At 43.3% G+C, this 17,225-nt stretch carries 18 protein-coding genes and 1 riboswitch; of the genes, 4 read left to right on the top strand and 14 right to left on the bottom strand.

Going from position 1 to position 17,225, the window contains the following annotated elements:
- The 4 genes from moaE to moaA all read right to left on the bottom strand — a co-directional run bounded on the left by moaE (window position 1) and on the right by moaA (window position 2,184).
- Complete coding sequence (moaE, locus tag PSF11_RS00760) at window positions 1–453, bottom strand: molybdopterin synthase catalytic subunit MoaE (protein ID WP_004917845.1); 453 nt, start codon at window positions 451–453, stop codon at window positions 1–3.
- 1 nt (window position 454) lies between these two features.
- Entirely contained in the window at window positions 455–700 is a 246-nt protein-coding gene (moaD, locus tag PSF11_RS00755; RefSeq protein WP_004917843.1) for a molybdopterin synthase sulfur carrier subunit, read from the bottom strand.
- Window positions 697–1,176: a cyclic pyranopterin monophosphate synthase MoaC gene (moaC, locus tag PSF11_RS00750; RefSeq protein ID WP_004917841.1), complete on the bottom strand. Its 480-nt coding sequence runs from the start codon at window positions 1,174–1,176 to the stop codon at window positions 697–699. The genes moaD and moaC overlap by 4 nt, the downstream gene beginning before the upstream one ends.
- Window positions 1,177–1,203: 27 nt before the next feature.
- Window positions 1,204–2,184 carry a GTP 3',8-cyclase MoaA gene (gene moaA, locus PSF11_RS00745; RefSeq protein WP_014657771.1) on the bottom strand — a complete coding sequence of 327 codons (981 nt, stop codon included), beginning with the start codon at window positions 2,182–2,184 and terminating at the stop codon, window positions 1,204–1,206.
- Window positions 2,174–2,314, bottom strand: a riboswitch (molybdenum cofactor riboswitch). (Overlaps the previous gene by 11 nt.)
- Window positions 2,315–2,843: 529 nt before the next feature.
- On the opposite strand from moaA, the gene yvcK reads away from it, so the two are divergent.
- Window positions 2,844–3,752 carry a uridine diphosphate-N-acetylglucosamine-binding protein YvcK gene (gene yvcK, locus PSF11_RS00740; protein WP_272682725.1) on the top strand — a complete coding sequence of 303 codons (909 nt, stop codon included), beginning with the start codon at window positions 2,844–2,846 and terminating at the stop codon, window positions 3,750–3,752.
- Between the two features lie 76 nt (window positions 3,753–3,828).
- Here yvcK and uvrB read toward each other — a convergent pair whose 3' ends face one another.
- Window positions 3,829–5,847 carry an excinuclease ABC subunit UvrB gene (gene uvrB, locus PSF11_RS00735; RefSeq protein ID WP_004917833.1) on the bottom strand — a complete coding sequence of 673 codons (2,019 nt, stop codon included), beginning with the start codon at window positions 5,845–5,847 and terminating at the stop codon, window positions 3,829–3,831.
- Window positions 5,848–6,707: 860 nt separating this feature from the next.
- Between uvrB and PSF11_RS21215 the strand changes: the two genes are divergently transcribed.
- Window positions 6,708–6,827 (top strand): contact-dependent growth inhibition system immunity protein, encoded by a 120-nt coding sequence (locus PSF11_RS21215; RefSeq protein ID WP_115113655.1) that lies wholly within the window; start codon window positions 6,708–6,710, stop codon window positions 6,825–6,827.
- Between the two features lie 100 nt (window positions 6,828–6,927).
- Here the strand turns inward: PSF11_RS21215 and bioD are convergent, their stop codons facing one another.
- The 4 genes from bioD to bioB are packed head-to-tail and all read right to left on the bottom strand — an operon-like array spanning window position 6,928 to window position 10,543.
- Window positions 6,928–7,602 (bottom strand): dethiobiotin synthase, encoded by a 675-nt coding sequence (bioD, locus tag PSF11_RS00730; protein WP_004917829.1) that lies wholly within the window; start codon window positions 7,600–7,602, stop codon window positions 6,928–6,930.
- Entirely contained in the window at window positions 7,595–8,371 is a 777-nt protein-coding gene (gene bioC, locus PSF11_RS00725) for a malonyl-ACP O-methyltransferase BioC (RefSeq protein WP_072021678.1), read from the bottom strand. Before bioC ends, bioD begins: the two co-directional genes overlap by 8 nt.
- Window positions 8,352–9,506, bottom strand: a complete 1,155-nt coding sequence (bioF, locus tag PSF11_RS00720; RefSeq protein ID WP_040132925.1) for an 8-amino-7-oxononanoate synthase — start codon at window positions 9,504–9,506, stop codon at window positions 8,352–8,354. Before bioF ends, bioC begins: the two co-directional genes overlap by 20 nt.
- On the bottom strand, window positions 9,506–10,543 hold the full coding sequence (gene bioB, locus PSF11_RS00715) for a biotin synthase BioB (RefSeq protein ID WP_004917825.1): 1,038 nt from the start codon (window positions 10,541–10,543) through the stop codon (window positions 9,506–9,508). The genes bioF and bioB overlap by 1 nt, the downstream gene beginning before the upstream one ends.
- Window positions 10,544–10,636: 93 nt before the next feature.
- Between bioB and bioA the strand changes: the two genes are divergently transcribed.
- Complete coding sequence (gene bioA, locus PSF11_RS00710; RefSeq protein ID WP_040132924.1) at window positions 10,637–11,908, top strand: adenosylmethionine--8-amino-7-oxononanoate transaminase; 1,272 nt, start codon at window positions 10,637–10,639, stop codon at window positions 11,906–11,908.
- A 39-nt stretch (window positions 11,909–11,947) separates the two neighbouring features.
- On the opposite strand, the gene pgl is transcribed toward bioA, so the two are convergent.
- Window positions 11,948–12,934, bottom strand: coding sequence for a 6-phosphogluconolactonase (gene pgl, locus PSF11_RS00705; protein WP_072502924.1), 987 nt, complete (start codon window positions 12,932–12,934; stop codon window positions 11,948–11,950).
- A gap of 335 nt (window positions 12,935–13,269) precedes the next feature.
- On the opposite strand from pgl, the gene PSF11_RS00700 reads away from it, so the two are divergent.
- On the top strand, window positions 13,270–14,088 hold the full coding sequence (locus PSF11_RS00700; protein WP_004917819.1) for a pyridoxal phosphatase: 819 nt from the start codon (window positions 13,270–13,272) through the stop codon (window positions 14,086–14,088).
- Window positions 14,089–14,192: 104 nt separating this feature from the next.
- Here the strand turns inward: PSF11_RS00700 and modC are convergent, their stop codons facing one another.
- The 4 genes from modC to PSF11_RS00680 form a co-directional block, all read right to left on the bottom strand.
- Complete coding sequence (gene modC, locus PSF11_RS00695; RefSeq protein WP_072502923.1) at window positions 14,193–15,266, bottom strand: molybdenum ABC transporter ATP-binding protein ModC; 1,074 nt, start codon at window positions 15,264–15,266, stop codon at window positions 14,193–14,195.
- A 1-nt stretch (window position 15,267) separates the two neighbouring features.
- Window positions 15,268–15,957: a molybdate ABC transporter permease subunit gene (modB, locus tag PSF11_RS00690; protein ID WP_004917815.1), complete on the bottom strand. Its 690-nt coding sequence runs from the start codon at window positions 15,955–15,957 to the stop codon at window positions 15,268–15,270.
- Window positions 15,958–15,975: 18 nt separating this feature from the next.
- Window positions 15,976–16,746 carry a molybdate ABC transporter substrate-binding protein gene (modA, locus tag PSF11_RS00685; RefSeq protein ID WP_072502922.1) on the bottom strand — a complete coding sequence of 257 codons (771 nt, stop codon included), beginning with the start codon at window positions 16,744–16,746 and terminating at the stop codon, window positions 15,976–15,978.
- Between the two features lie 236 nt (window positions 16,747–16,982).
- Window positions 16,983–17,132, bottom strand: a complete 150-nt coding sequence (locus tag PSF11_RS00680; protein WP_014657766.1) for an AcrZ family multidrug efflux pump-associated protein — start codon at window positions 17,130–17,132, stop codon at window positions 16,983–16,985.
- Window positions 17,133–17,225 lie beyond the last annotated feature (93 nt).

Genomic DNA, 17,225 nt, shown 5'->3' with positions numbered 1-17,225 from the left:
TCACCAACGGTTTGCAGAAGCTTCATCGCTCTCTTTTGCCTCGACCCAACGTTCATTATCAGGCAATGTCTCTTTCTTCCAAAATGGTGCTTTGGTTTTTAAATAGTCCATAATAAATTCAGCCGCTTGAAAAGCAGCGCCACGATGAGCACTGGTCACACCCACAAAAACAATCTCTTCGCCCGGCTGTAAAGTACCTACTCGGTGGATCACACTAACTCGCTGTAGTGCCCAGCGTTGACGCGCTTCGACCACAATAGCGGCCAGCGCTTTCTCCGTCATTCCGGGATAATGTTCTAACGTTAATGCTGCAACGCTATCGCCTAAATTATGATTTCGGACTTTGCCTGTAAACGTTACGACCGCGCCATCGCTATCACATTCAGCAAGCCATTGATACTGCTCGCCTACACTAAAATTTTCTGTTTGTACCGCAATATGCGTATTTTCCATCTTAGCCCCCGGTCACCGGTGGGAAAAAGGCCACTTCGTCGCCATCTTCCAATGGATGATCTGTTGCTACAAAAGATTGGTTAACTGCCGCTAACAACTTGCCATCTTCTAAAGCTAAAGCCCACCGGTCACCACGTTGTGCCAATGCTTGACGCAATGCTTCAACATTTGAGTAATGTTCTGATAATTCGAGACGAGCTGTTCCCACCAATTCACGTACTTGAGCAAAAAAAAGTACCGTAATCATGCGTCCACCTTAAAATGACCAGATTTGCCACCTGTTTTTTCTAATAAGCGAACAGGCCCAATTACCATATCTTTTTGCACCGCTTTACACATATCATAAATGGTTAAAGCAGCTACTGAAGCGGCAGTTAATGCTTCCATTTCAACCCCTGTTTTTCCTGTCAATCGACAGCAGGACTCAATACGGACTTGGTTTTGCTCCGGCAATGCTTGCAACGTCACTTCAACTTTTGTTAGCAGCAACGGATGACATAACGGGATCAGCTCCCATGTTTTTTTCGCTGCTTGAATACCAGCAATACGTGCGGTCGCAAATACATCGCCTTTATGATGGCTCCCCTCAACAATCATCGCTAAGGTCTCTTTATTCATCGTGACAAATGCTTCGGCTCTCGCTTCACGGACTGTTTCAGCTTTTGCAGAAACATCCACCATATGCGCTTCACCCGACGCATTAATATGAGTCAGTTGGGACATATTTTCTCCTGAAAAATCAAAAATTCATTAACCGCCAATAACGGATAAATTCGGGGTGATGCCACTGTCGCCCATATGTAAAAAGTGCGTCTCTCGCTTAAATTGTAGACCACTTTGAATACGTGCTTTTAATGCTTCGTTTTGATTATCGTCACTTAACAAGTCACGTAGTGGGATACCATTTTCACCGAATAGGCACAGATGAAGATTCCCCAAAGAAGAAACGCGTAGTCGGTTACAACTTTGGCAGAAATCTTTTTCATAAGGCATGATAAGACCAATTTCCCCTTGGTAATCAGGGTGGCTAAAGACTTGGGCGGGGCCATCGCTACGAGAGCGTGGCACACTGTACCACCCCTCTTCAATAAGACGGTCGCGGATCGTTTCTCCCGAAATATGGAAACGATTAAAAAGGTCACTCCCTTCCCCCGTTTCCATTAATTCGATAAAGCGGAGTTGGATTGGACGATGTTTGATCCAATTTAAAAAGGATTTTAAAGCAATATCATTGACGTTTTTCATCAATACTGCGTTGACTTTGACCTTGTCGAATCCCGCTTCAAAGGCAGCATCAATACCTTGCATCACTTGATAAAACTTGTCTTGCCCAGTAATTGCCGCAAATTGACGCGGGTCTAGGCTATCAACACTGACATTAATCGCTCCGAGTCCCGCCTCTTTCCATTTTTGTACATCACGAGCCATACGATAACCATTTGTCGTCACCGCAATTTTTTTGATCGCTTGATTTTCATGGATAGCGGCAATGATATCGGTAAAATCTTTACGCATGGTCGGCTCGCCGCCTGTGATGCGTACCTTTTCTGTGCCCAATTCTGCGAAAGCACGGCTAATGCGCTGAATTTCACTCAGTGAAAGGAATTCGTGACGACCACTTGGTTTATAACCATCGGGAAGGCAGTATGTGCAACGAAAGTTGCAAACATCTGTAATAGATAAACGGAGATAATAAAATTTCCGAGCAAATTGATCGACAAGCTGCTGCATAATGACACCTTTCCAAATACGGGAGATGCAGACATTTCTATCTTGCACCCTGGTGGCTCAGAGGCCACGGCCAAAGCATCATATTCGTTATCGCGAACTTAGACACAAAGGCTAGGAGTGATATTTATCAACAAGCCCACAAAGCCAGCATAGGTTAACAATCAAATTGCTCACTTTGTTCACTTAGTTTATGTGGGGATTTTAGCGTAAAAGAAAGGAAAAAGCGAATTTGAATTTCGATATATAATATATTATACAACGACTTAGGGTTTAGTTATGCGTTTGTTAATTCAGTATAAATTTAATGTTCTAATTTGTATTATGTCACCTATTAAACCCAATATTAAGCGCATGTACAAAAAACATCCAGCCCCTATTTTTAATCGTTAATTAAGAGCAATCTTAGATTAGGTTTGCCCCAAATTTTGATCTTTTTTGGATAGTAAAAAACAGCCCTATGAGATAATTGCTGTTTAAACTGCCATCATTTTCAATTTTTATCTGTCAATGATGACGGTAAATGACCCCCAAACGGTGTTTTATGATAAATTAGCGCCGTTTTGTGATAGACGTGATAATCGCGTTTTAAATTGCATTTAACTGGCAATAACACTGTATAATAGCCTTGGCGCTGAAAAAATAACTGATATAGGAACACTATGTCGAATAGTAGTTTGACTGATTTTAGGCATGTTGTCGCCCTTGGCGGCGGACATGGGCTTGGTCGCGTAATGTCTTCGCTTTCCTCTTTAGGCTCTCGATTAACTGGAATTGTCACCACGACGGATAATGGTGGTTCTACTGGTCGTATTCGTCGAGCGGAAGGTGGGATTGCTTGGGGAGATATGCGCAACTGCCTCAATCAATTAATTACTGAGCCATCAATCGCATCGGCGATGTTTGAATACCGTTTTAGTGGCAACGGCGAACTTTCAGGCCATAATTTAGGTAATCTGATGCTAAAGTCATTAGATCACCTCAGTGTACGCCCTCTTGATGCCATTAATTTGATCCGCAATATGCTCAAAGTGGATGCCAAACTCATTCCTATGTCAGAATCTCCCGTCGACTTAATGGCGATTGATGAGATGGGTAATGAAGTGTATGGCGAGGTCAATGTTGATGCTCTGATTGAATTACCGAAAGAGTTACGACTCTACCCAACCGTAAAAGTCACAGCAGAAGCGATTGAAGCAATTCATCAAGCGGATTTAATTTTAATTGGCCCGGGTAGTTTCTTCACCAGCCTGATGCCACTGCTACTGTTGGAAGATATCACGGATGCTTTGCGCGAATGTAAAGCCCCGATGATCTATATCGGTAACCTAGGTAAAGAGCTAAGTACATCCGCAGCTAGCCTCACGTTACAAGAAAAGTTAACCATGATGGAGCAGCATATCGGCTGCAAAAAAATTGATGCCGTGATTGTTGGCCCTAGAACGAATATCGCGCCTATTCGCCATGAGCGGTTAGTCACTCAACGGGTGTTAGAGGCCGATGATATTCCTTATCGTCATGACCGTAAGCTACTCTTGCAAGCTATCGAAGAAACCGTGCGTTTGTTTTAAACCACCACGGGATATCACCACCAATCACGCCAAAGGTTAACAGCAAAAACTCACAGAGCCGTTAACCTTTGTCGCATCATGAATTAGCAATAAAACGCTCCCTTAGCTCTTGCAATTGATCCCTTACATTTGCCGCCGCTTCAAACTCTAAATCCTGAGCATGTTTATACATCTGCGCTTCAAGTTGCGAAATACGTTGCTCCAACTCTTTTGTTGATAATAATTGGATATCTTCACGTTTATCGATTTTGGCACTCTCTTTATTGCGACCTTTCGATTTGCCACCCACTTTGTGACCAATTTGCAAGATATCGCCAATTTTTTTGTTCAGGCCTTGCGGCACAATACCGTGTTGCTCATTAAAGGCTATCTGCTTAGCACGGCGGCGTTCCGTTTCTTTGATGGCCTTTTCCATTGAATTGGTGATTCTATCGCCATATAAAATTGCTTTACCATTAAGGTTACGCGCCGCACGACCAATTGTCTGAATGAGTGAACGTTCAGAGCGTAAAAAGCCTTCTTTATCGGCATCGAGAATAGCCACCAATGACACTTCTGGCATATCGAGACCCTCTCTCAGCAAGTTGATCCCCACCAGCACATCAAACTCACCTAAACGTAGGTCACGAATGATTTCAACCCGTTCTACCGTATCAATATCAGAGTGTAAATAACGAACCCGTTCACCATGCTCTTCAAGGTATTCCGTTAAATCTTCTGCCATTCGTTTTGTTAACGTTGTCACCAACACACGCTCGTTTTTCTGCGAACGAATACGAATTTCAGAAAGCAAATCATCAACTTGAGTGGCAACAGGCCGCACTTCAATCACAGGATCTAGCAAGCCTGTTGGTCGCACAACCTGCTCTATCACCTCTGAACCTGATTTTTCTATTTCATAATTACCCGGCGTCGCGGAAACATAGATAGTTTGTGGCGCGAGCGCCTCAAACTCTTCAAAACGTAATGGTCGATTATCAAGCGCAGACGGTAAACGGAATCCATACTCTACCAGTGTTTCTTTACGAGAGCGGTCACCTTTATACATCGCTCCGATCTGCGGGATAGTAACGTGCGACTCATCCACCACCAATAAACCATCAGCAGGTAGGTAATCAAACAGCGTCGGTGGCGGCTCTCCTGGCGCGCGACCAGACAAATAACGTGAATAGTTCTCAATACCTGAGCAATAACCCAGCTCATTCATCATTTCGAGATCAAATTGAGTACGTTGGGTGATACGTTGTTCTTCTAGCAATTTATTATTTTCGAGGAGCACCTTACGCCTATCCGCCAGTTCAACCTTAATTTGTTCCATCGCTTCTAAGATCCGCTCTCTCGGCGTCACATAGTGGGTTTTCGGATAAACTGTAAAGCGAGGAACACGATGCTGAATTTGCCCCGTTAATGGGTCGAACAAAGACAACCGTTCCACTTCTTCATCAAATAATTCGACACGTAACGCATATTCATCTGATTCTGCGGGGAAAATATCAATCACCTCGCCCCGTACGCGGAACGTACCTCGGGTAAAAGCTTGGTCGTTACGTGTATATTGCAGATCGGCTAAGCGCCGCAAAATAGCCCGCTGATCGATAATCATCCCATCGGTCAAATGCAGCATCATTTTTAAATAGCTATCAGGATCACCAAGACCATAAATAGCCGAAACAGAAGCCACAACTATCACATCACGCCGTTCAAGTAGTGCTTTTGTCGCTGACAGACGCATTTGCTCAATATGCTCGTTAACAGACGCATCTTTTTCGATAAAGGTATCTGAACTAGGCACATAGGCTTCTGGCTGATAATAATCATAATAAGAGACAAAGTATTCAACGGCATTGTCAGGGAAGAAGGCTTTCATCTCACTGTACAATTGTGCTGCCAACGTCTTATTGTGTGCCATTAACATGGTTGGGCGATTTTCTTTGGCGATGACATTGGCAATCGTAAAGGTTTTACCTGAGCCTGTTACCCCGAGTAAGGTTTGATGAGCAAGTCCATCTTCTAACCCTTCAGAAAGCTGACGAATTGCCTCGGGTTGATCCCCACCAGGCTGAAAATCAGAATACAATTTAAATACTTTACTCATTACCCACGCCTCTTAACCGATCTCCCCCCTATGATACTGGATAAAAAACCAGCTTCAAGTGCTGAGTTTAAAAATTCTCCAGCAATTTTTTATTGTGGTTAAAACAAGGTTATCCCCAAAAATTTTTCTTGACCTAAAGTGATTTATATATTTTATGCTGATGCGACTTCTAGTCTTATCTCAAATAACAACCCATGTCTTGATTTTATTTAACTTATTGTATTTTAAAGTTATTATTTATAAGTCTGAAATCACATCAAATAAAGGCAAAGCCGCTTGTCACCTTGGATTCGGTTGTTTTTTTAGATCTAATTCACAAGGTTATCCACAGAAATAGTGGATAACTCTGCAATCCCTTTCAGATAGTGCGTTTCCGTTCCACTCTAAAAACCACATAGCGCATATACATGACAAAAAAATGGCAATTCAGTGAAAATATTTTTACTCAGAATTTATCATAAAAACAGTATTTACTCTTTTTTAACGGATCCGAGTTGACAAAAATGACGGATTAACGATCCAAAATAGCCTTTTACACAGAATAAACAGGAACATAAAAAATTATCTAGTAAGATCCACTAGATAGGCACACTTATCCGATCATAAATAACCAAACATTACACTCAATGTACCATGACTACGCCATCGTCCTTATCATTCGGTGTTAAAGGATATTTTTGCTGTTTAACAACGCTCAAGTTATAGCATCTACTTCAGGATATAAGATTATTGAATGCGCTCAGCCAGACGAGTCTGATAGTTATCGATACTCCCTACCTATCTCCGTTTATTACCTACCTGAATATTGAATTATTTAGAATATAAAAATTTAATATAGGGGCTTTACACACAAGCCCCTAATTAAGCCAAGTCACCCTGAAAAATGGGAAGGATGGCGTGAACTTGATGAATCAAGACATGTCATTTTATCGCTTGATAATTCAACGGAAGAGATAGGCGCAGGGTTACGTTTAGACTGAGCCGTTGCACAACAAAAGAGTTTTCGTTCAATACACCAGAGAGCGTGTTTATATTGAAAAACAAGCTCTCTGATAAAATAGACAATTAACCACTAAAAAATTAAATCGCTGTCACATCAACATACTGCCCTACATCGGCAAATTGTTCGGCATCTTGATGAGGAATGATACCAAGGCAAGGCGCATTGATCGAACGGTGCAATGTCTCTAAATATTCGGCCTGATAGGTTCCTGCTGGCTCGACTTCATTCGCCACCCACCCCACCAATTTTAGCCCTGATTGGTTAATCGCTTGTGCGGTTAATAAGGCATGATTAATACAACCCAGTTTGATGCCAACCACCATAATCACTGGCAATTGTTGCTCAACCACCCAATCTGCATAACTTTGTTGTGCTGATAATGGCGTATACCAGCCGCCAGCACCTTCAACCAACACCCACTGCGCTTTTGACTGCAAATGTTTTAATCCGTTTGTCATCACTGAAAAATCAATTGGCAGCCCAACTTTTTCACTAATAATATGTGGAGATGTTGGCGCTTCGAATACAATTGGATTCACTTCTTGGTAAGTTAACGGCAATGTGCTGTTTGTTTGTAAAAAAAGTGCATCACTGTTACGTAGCCCTTGTGCTGTTTGTTCGCTGCCTGAAGCAACCGGTTTATACCCCGCGGTTTGATAACCCAATTGTTTAGCCGCTTGCAGTAATGCGCAACTGACTACTGTTTTACCGACCTCAGTATCAGTGCCGGTCACAAAATAAGTTTTAGTCACGATAAATTATTCCAAATACAGTTTGATAAGTGAGCTCAAGACCGTTTGCTGACGTGGGATAAGCGCTCTCAAGTAGATGTAATCGCTGCCTTGTCATCAATCCACCACGTCGCCCTGCGGTGAGATGGGTCGCGCCAATGCCTTTCAATGAATTCAATAATCGAGCTAAATCCGAAAAATGTAGTGTATCGGTCTGAAGCAGCAATTGATGCTGCCATGGTTGGCAACTCGCGCTTATCTGTTCAAAACTTAAAAATTCATTCACATGCGAATAGCCATCTAACCTAGCCCAAGCTTGCGATAGCTCCGATAGAGAGCCTTTAGCAAGCGTGGTAAATACAATCACCCCACCATTTTTAGTCACTCGATGTAGTTCAGTTAGGGCCAGTGATAAGTCAGAGCACCATTGGATAGCCAAATTAGAAAAAACCACATTAAAAGTTTGATCGGCAAAAGGCAGTGCTTCCATATCCGCACAGATATACTGTTCAGCCGCATTTTTTTGACGTGCAACCTCCAACATGCCGGACGATAAATCTAATGCGGTCACTTCAGCCCCTTGTGCTTTAATTATTTGGCTGAAAAAACCAGTGCCACAGCCAACATCAATCACTTTTTTAGCCGGTAAATTGACCCGTGCTGAAGCTAATAAATCCAGCAGTTGATGACCACTATTTTGTTGATAATAAGCTATCGAATCATAGCGTTTTGCTGCTTTACCAAAAGCCGAAGCGATTTTTTGTTTTTCATCACTTAATGGTAAAACCATTTAACGCCTCCAACAGTTGATCGATATCTTGTTGGTGATGAGCTGCACTCAAGGTAATGCGTAGCCGTGCACTGCCTGGTGGGACAGTCGGTGGACGTATCGCTTGTACCCATAGCCCTTTTTGTCGTAAATAATCAGAAAGCTGTAAGCTCACCTCATTATCACCCACAATGACGGGTTGAATTGCCATCTGTGAATCAGCTAATTGCAGATCACTAAATTGACTATTTTTTCTGAAATATTCAATATGTTGATTAAGCCGTTCCCTTGCATCATCGGCTGTACGGATCTGCTGTAATGTTGCTGATAGCGCAACTGCCTGAGCTGGTGGCATTGAGGTACTATAAATAAGGTGGCGAGCCGCTTGAATAAAGTAATCTGCGGTTGCTTCATCACACAGAACGGCAGCGCCACTCAAACCAAATGCTTTACCGAAGGTGACAATCAGTAATTCAGGTTTAATACCATGCACATCACAACTACCACGCCCTTCTCGCCCTCTTACGCCAATACCATGGGCATCATCGACCATTAACCAAGCGTGATGTTGTTCCGCGAGCTGTTTTAATTCCGCTAAAGGCGCACTGTCACCATCCATGCTAAACACCCCTTCACTAATCACGAGTGTCTTTACATCTAAAGTGCTGGTGAGCAATTTTTGTAATGATGCAGGGCTATTGTGAGCAAATCGCCGTAAATTAGCTTTTGAAAGCATTGATGCCTCTAAAATCGAAGCATGACTAAGTTTATCGGCTAAAATGCGATCCCCTTGCCCCATTAAAGCGGTGATCACCGCTTGATTCGCCGCAAAACCAGAAATAAATAATAGTGCCCTTGGATATCCCAACCATGCAGATAGCGCGTTTTCCAAATCATAATGGGCGCGAGTAAAACCAGTAATGTGCCCTGAACCGCCACTGCCGGTGCCATATAATGTGGCGCCTTGCTGCCAAGCCTCGACGACCTTGGGGTGATGGCTTAACCCTAAGTAATCATTTCCTGAAAAATTCAGGTAATTTTCCCCGTTAATTCGCAACTCACGACCTGTGCTGTAATCAATACAGGTTCTTTTACGCCAAGCCGCATTTTGTTTACGCTGCTCGAGTTGCGCTTGAATAAATGTTTGCCAACTCATTAGACAGCCGCGTTATAGAACTGTGAATTATCGGCTGTCAAAATAGACTCCGCTAATTGTGCCGCTTGTTGATTATCCCCTTCGCTCACTTCAATACGCTCTGGGTTAATATTCAATTTTTTAAACAAGGAGATATCTTTATTTTCATTCGGATTAGGAGCGGTTAACAGCTTACAACCATAAAATACGGAATTAGCGCCTGCCATAAAACAGAGTGCTTGGGTTTGCTCGTTCATATATTCGCGACCCGCCGATAAACGGACGTAAGAGGTCGGCATCATAATACGTGCTACTGCAATAGTTCGAATGAAATCAAAAGGATCGACATCTTCATTATCCGCCATCGGGGTGCCTTCCATTTTCATCAGCATATTGATCGGTACACTTTCTGGCGGTTTAGGTAAATTCGCAAGTTGAACCAACAGCGCTGCTCGATCGCTGATTTTTTCCCCTAAACCAAGAATCCCTCCAGAGCACACTTTGATACCCGCATTACGTACATTATCCAATGTGTCTAAGCGGTCTTGATAAGTTCTGGTGGTAATGATGTTGCCATAGTATTCAGGGGAGGTATCAAGATTATGGTTGTAGTAATCAAGCCCCGCTTCGGCAAGGCGCTGAGCTTGGCTATCGTCAATCATTCCCAGTGTCATGCAGGTTTCCATGCCTAGCGATTTCACCTCTCGCACCATCATTTCGAGATAAGGCATATCGCGCTCACGAGGATTACGCCAAGCGGCTCCCATACAAAAACGCGTTGAGCCTGCTTGCTTCGCTTTTTTTGCAGATTCAAGAACTTGCTGAACTTCCATTAAACGTTCGGTTTCTAATCCGGTTTTATAACGAGCACTTTGTGCACAATATTTGCAATCTTCTGGGCATGCCCCTGTTTTGATTGAAAGCAAGGTGCTGACCTGTACTTGCTGTGGGTCAAAATGCTGTCGATGAACTTGCTGAGCTTGGAACAAAAGCTCAAAGAAAGGCATAGAGAACAATTCATTAGCCTGTTTAGTTGTCCACTTTTTTAATTCGCTCACGGCAGATCTCCATCATAAAAAGTCGTTGCCAGTTTAAATATTGTGGTTATCATGTCAACCAAATTCATTTAAATAAGTTGACGACAAAGTAAAATGGACAGTTCTGATATTGCATTCGATGCCAAGCATATCTGGCATCCCTACACCTCGATGAGCCACCCGATCCCCGCCTATCCCATCGTTGAGGCTAAAGGCGCAGAGTTGATTATGGCTGATGGAAAAACACTTGTTGATGGAATGTCTTCTTGGTGGGCGGCGATCCACGGCTACAATCATCCCGTTCTCAATCAAGCTGCTACTGAGCAGCTACAAAAAATGTCTCATGTCATGTTTGGTGGCATCACTCACCCTTCCGCAGTGAATTTGTGCCGTCAACTCGTTGAGATCACTCCAGCGCCTTTAGAGTGTATTTTTCTTGCCGATTCAGGATCGGTGGCTGTGGAAGTGTCACTAAAGATGGCACTCCAGTATTGGCAGGCCAGAGGGGAAAAGCGCCAACGTATTTTAACTTTACGCCATGGTTATCATGGGGATACTTTTGGTGCGATGGCAGTATGTGATCCTGATAATTCAATGCATGGCCTATACAAAGGTTATCTACCTCCTCATATTTTTGTTGAGGCTCCACAATGTGGTTTTCATGATGAATGGAACAGTGATGATTTATTACCAATTAAGCAGGAACTTGCAGCAAAACATCGCGAAATTGCAGCAATTATACTCGAACCTATCGTACAAGGTGCGGGTGGAATGCGTATTTATCACCCCGAGTACCTAAAAGGCGTTCGTGAGCTTTGTGATCACTATGGCATATTACTGATAGCCGATGAAATCGCGACAGGATTTGGCCGCACAGGCCAATTATTTGCTTGTGACCATGCGGCTATTTCACCGGATATTATGTGCTTAGGCAAAGCCCTCACGGGGGGATATATGACACTATCAGCCACCTTAACAACGCGTCATGTTGCCGAAACGATTAGTAATGGCGAAGCGGGCTGTTTCATGCATGGGCCAACCTTTATGGGGAACCCATTAGCGTGCGCCGTCGCCAACGCAAGCCTAAAATTATTGCTTGAAAGCCCATGGCAGCATACTGTCGCCAAGATTGAGCAGCAGCTCTTAGCTGAATTAGCACCTTTGTCCTCCCATGCAAGCGTCAAGCAGGTGCGCGTTTTAGGGGCGATTGGCGTGATTGAGATGCAGCAGCCAGTCAATACCGCTGAATTACAAAAAAAGTTTGTTGAACAAGGGGTTTGGGTAAGGCCATTTGGTCGGCTGATTTATGTTATGCCACCTTACATTATTTCACCGGAACAACTGAGTAAAGTGACAAGTGCAATGAGAAACGTGATTGAGGGGTAAAGATCCCCTCAGTGCTTTGAGGAGATCTTAGTTTAGCAATTAACGCGCTAATACCGTCACCCACATTGGGCCTTTGCCCACTGGGTAGCGACCAATCTGGGTGAGTTTACCTGTAATCGGGTCAATTTCTGAAACAGAAATACTGTCAGATTTTTGCCCGCTAGAAATCAAGAAGCGCCCTGTTGCATCAAGGTTAAAGCCCCTAGGCTGAGCTTCTGTTGGATAAATCCCTTCTAGGGTCAACTCGCGGCCATCATCAGATACTCGGAAATGGCTAATATAGCTATCTGAACGCTCACTCGCATACAGATGACGTCCATCAGGCGTGATATGAATATCTGCCGCCCAACGTTGGCTTTCACGACCTTCCGGGTATACGTTAATATGCTGAACTTGGCGATAGCGAGTAAATTTATGGTAAACGTTAATGGTTGAATCCAACTCATTAACACAATAAATAACTTTGTGCTGTGGATGGAATGCAAGGTGGCGAGGGCCTGCGCCTTTTGCTGAACTGATTTGATCAGCAGAAGCTTCGGTTAAATGACCATCGTCATGCAGATCAAATAAGCGAATATGATCTTCCCCCAAACACGGCACCCATAATTGTTGATTGTCAGCATCAACATGTGAAGAGTGTGGGTTTCGTAGCCCTTCGATCACTTGGCTCGCGGTTTGTGGTACACCTTCTTGGTTGATAGGTAAGACAGCCAAATTATGTTGATGGTATGACGGCACAAACAAATACTTACCAGTGTTATCTAATGATAAATGTACCGGTGTACTTGGAATTGCCGTCTCAGCTTTTAGTCTGAGAGTGCCCTTATCTTCAATTTGATAAGTGATTACTCGAAAATTGGGTCGGACACCAATATAAAGGTGCTTTTTATCATGGCTTAATACCATTGGCTGTACTTGGCCTGGTGTTGTCACCGTCTGTAATAACGTCAGTTCACCGGCTTCGTTCATAGACCAAACGTGGATCTGATGGCTTTCGGGGCTAGCAATATAGACAACCTGATTCATCCTGTCTCCTTATGATTCATGATAAAAATATCTTCTTCCATTATGACGGTTAATCTCAGGATAGACTAGCGAATAACAAGCAATCCCCCTCTTTTCAATACATCGCGCCACTAAATTATCTCAAAATGATTAAAACAACAGATTACCAATAACCTGACTCGATTCATTCTGCGCCACTTTAGTTAATCTGCAATATCCGCTAAGATGATAAAATTATTTTAGCACTGGATTATTATCAGGCTAACAGATCCCTTTCTGTTTAGCTGACAACGACAAAAACCATCATATGGCCACTCATTAAGGCATATGTAACCTCAAATCACGTGGAGCCGTTTATGTCATACCGCGTTATTGCGCTCGATCTTGATGGAACACTGCTTGATCCTCAAAAGAAAATTTTGCCCGAATCACTTGCTGCATTAAATGAAGCACGTCGCCAAGGCGTTAAAGTGTTGATTGTGACAGGGCGCCATCATGTTGCCATTCATCCTTTCTACCAAGAGCTTAACCTTGATACCCCTGCAATTTGCTGCAATGGTACTTATCTTTATGATTATTTAGGTAAAAAAGTTCTTTCTTCAGACCCTATGACACTCGAATCAGCAACACAAATGATTGAAAGGCTGCGTGGCACCGATATTCAACATTTAATGTATGTTGATGATGCCATGCTATACAACGCACCGACAGAAGGGATCAAAAGGACGCTAAGTTGGGCAGAAACCCTGCCAGTGGCTCAACGTCCTAATATTCAGTTTGTCGAAAACTATGCTGATGTCTTACATGATTATCAATCTATTTGGAAATTTGCCGTCAGTTCAGAAAATATCGATCAGCTCAAAGAGGTTGTTCGCGGTATTGAAGATGATTTTGGCTTGGAATGTGAATGGTCATGGGCTGATCAAGTCGACGTCGGCCGCAAAGGAAACAGCAAAGGCCAACGACTAAAACAGTGGGTTGAATCACAGGGTATGACCATGAATGATGTGGTTGCTTTTGGTGATAACTTTAACGATTTAAGCATGTTAACAACGGCTGGACTAGGTGTTGCTATGGGCCAAGCGGTCGATGAAATCAAACAACAAGCAAAACTGGTTACACGTGATAACACCCAACCGGGTATCGCTGAAGTGATCCATAAATACGTATTGTAATTTTATCTATTAGGGGGCCAATAATAAGCCCCCTAATTAACTCATTTTGCCACTTTATGCTGTTCACTCAAGCGGCATGACTTTAGATATCAGCTAACGTACTGTTATGATGTGTAATGGCGGCTTAATGAAACACTTTTAACCTGTGCATAAACTCGACGACCTTTGCGAATAGACAATTCGTCACGCGCCCAACGTGTGATACGCGCCCATAAATAATGCTGTTCGCCTAAATCAAGCTTCACATCCACCTGCTCGCCATCTTCAATCCATTCAACCACTTCCGCTGATAAAATATTACGGATACTGCTGACCTGTGGCTTTTCTAATACTAAAGACACATCAGAGGCATCAATGCGTAAACGCAACTGCCCGCCTCTTTCTGTATCAATACGCGGGATCCATAATTTTTGACTGCCCACAATCACCGCAGTCATCTCATAGTCAGGGTGGTGACCATGACATATCACATTTAACACGCTACTTAATGTCTCTTGTTGGAGCCAAGGACGCAATGCACTGCTTGCCCACACCTCCTCTAATGCTCCAAAAGCTTTAACTTTACCTTGTGCCATCACAATCACTTTATCGGCAAGGCGTAAAATCTCATCTAAGCTATGGCTGACATATAAAATAGGGATTTTGACATCTTGAGACAGTTTTTCTAAATACGGTAGTAGCTCACGTTTACGCGGTAAATCAAGAGAAGCTAATGGCTCATCCATCAATAAAATTTCAGGTGCGGTTAACAGTGCGCGGCCAATAGCAACACGCTGTTTTTCCCCACCTGATAATGTAATAGGAAAACGATTTAGAAGTTTTTCAATGCCTAACAACGCCACAATTTCATCGAAGCGCCCTTTCATTTCGGGAGCCATACCATAACGTAAATTATTCTTGACTCGATAATGGGGAAATAGCCGTGCATCTTGGAAGACATAGCCAATATGGCGCTTTTCGGGCGGCAAGCAGATGCCTTTTTCGATATCGACCAGCGTCCGTCCATTGAGCACAATGCGCCCTCGATTAGGCTTGGTTAGCCCCCCTATCACATTAATTAATGAGGTCTTCCCTGCTCCAGATAACCCAAATATGGCAGTAATGCTCTCTGTCGGTAGCGAGGTATTCACTTCAAGCGCTAACTCACCAAGCTGCTGTGAAAAATCCAGCTCTAACATATCAGGCTACCCCCAATCGCTTTTTGCCCCAACGGGTCAGCCATTCTGAAACTAATAGTGAAATTAATGCCAAGATAATAGCAATCACACACAAGCGGGCTGCATCCACTTCCGCCCCCGGTGTTTCAATTAAGGTATACATCGCAAGTGGGATGGTTTGTGTTTCTCCGGGAATATTCGATACAAAGGTGATAGTCGCCCCAAACTCCCCTAATGAGCGTGCAAATGCTAATACCGTTCCCACAATAATACCGGGCAGTGATAATGGGATAGTTATCGTAAAAAAGACACGTAATGGCGTCGCGCCTAATGTTCGAGCCGCTTGCTCAAGTTTACGGTCAACGGCTTCGAGCGCTAAACGGATCGCCCGCACCATCAATGGAAAAGCCACCACGGCGGAGGCCAATGCGGCACCGCGCCAGCTAAACGTAAAGCTAAACCCAAACCAGCTATACAGCCATTCCCCAATAAAACCGCGGCGTCCCATACTGATCAATAATAAATACCCCACTACCACTGGCGGTAACACCAATGGTAGATGGATAATACTATCAAGCAGTGTTTTGCCGGGGAAATGACAACGCACCAATACCCATGCAACCAAAATACCTAGTGGCAAACTAAACATGACTGCCACACTTGAAACTTTTAAGCTCAGGTAGATGGCTTCCCATTCATAAGCACTTAACATCTGCAATACTAAAATCCCTTAACGTGGGGTGAAACCGTAACGTTTGAATACTTCTGAAGCGGCTGGCGTTTTCAAATATTCATAAAAGTCACGAGTTGCTTGATTATCTTGGTCTTTCACAATAGCCATTGGATATTCAACGGGTTTGTGCGAGTCTGCTGGAAAAATACCAACGACTTTGACTTTTTGGCTAGCAACGGCATCGGAGCCATACACTATCCCTAAAGGCGCTTCATCGCGTTCAACCAAGGCCATACCACTACGCACATTATTGGTACGTGCTAATAACGGATTGACCGTATCCCATGCCCCTAAATAGCTCAATGCTTCTTTCGCATAAATCCCAACAGGAACATGCTCCGGATCGCCTACCGCCAGACGGCCGCCATCAAGCAGCTTTTTCCAATCCGTTTGTTTATTGATCTCCACCTTTTCAATTTTGGAATCTTTGGGTGCGATCAATACCAACTCATTACCTAATAAAGTGTAGCGCGTGTTTTCAACCATCAAATGCTTATCAATAGCATAATTCATCCATTGCTGATCGGCAGAAATAAATAGATTTGCAGGCGCTCCTTGCTCAATTTGACGAGCAAGTGTCGATGATGATGCATATGATGAGACAACTTCTACTTTGTTTTCTTTCTGATATTGTTCAGAAATTTCATTCATCGCATTTGTCAAAGAGGCGGCAGCAAAAACAGTTATTTTCTCTGCTGCAACCGTATGGCTTGCTATAGAAAGTGTCATCGTGACACCCGCCAACAACGTGATCAAATTTTTTTTCATTTCAGTCCACCCTAATATTAGTTATCACGCTATATATAACAGGATATAACGATAACTTAAAGTCATCGCGTGCAGAAAAGTGTGCTAGCGCAATGAATTGCATCAAAACTTATACCAGAAGCAGAAAAGTGAGGGGAGACTTGCTTTAAAAGCGTATCAACCAAAGACAAATAGATAGAGTTGCCTGTTTCTCAGTGTACCACTAAAAAACAGGCGAACTTAAATAGGGAGGAGGGTTATTCCTTCTCTGTATGATGGTGCGGAACGTGAGCTTTAGATAGCAGATTAAAGAAAGCCCCGAGGCCGTAAATTAGCCCCATAATCAAAAACATCACAACGGGAACCATCAACAGGGCAAAGCCCATGCTTTTTAAAATTTCTAACATTAAAGCCTCTTCAGTGATACTGTGCCCACCAGCCAACTGATGCGCTGACGAGGGAAAATAAAGCTGAATTTAAATAATAACGTATATAATAGC

It is taken from the genome of Providencia sp. PROV119, from assembly GCF_028482435.1.
Lineage (GTDB): Bacteria > Pseudomonadota > Gammaproteobacteria > Enterobacterales > Enterobacteriaceae > Providencia > Providencia stuartii.
The sequence above is the reverse complement of the archived record's forward strand: the minus strand, read 5'-3'. Positions and strand labels throughout refer to the sequence as shown.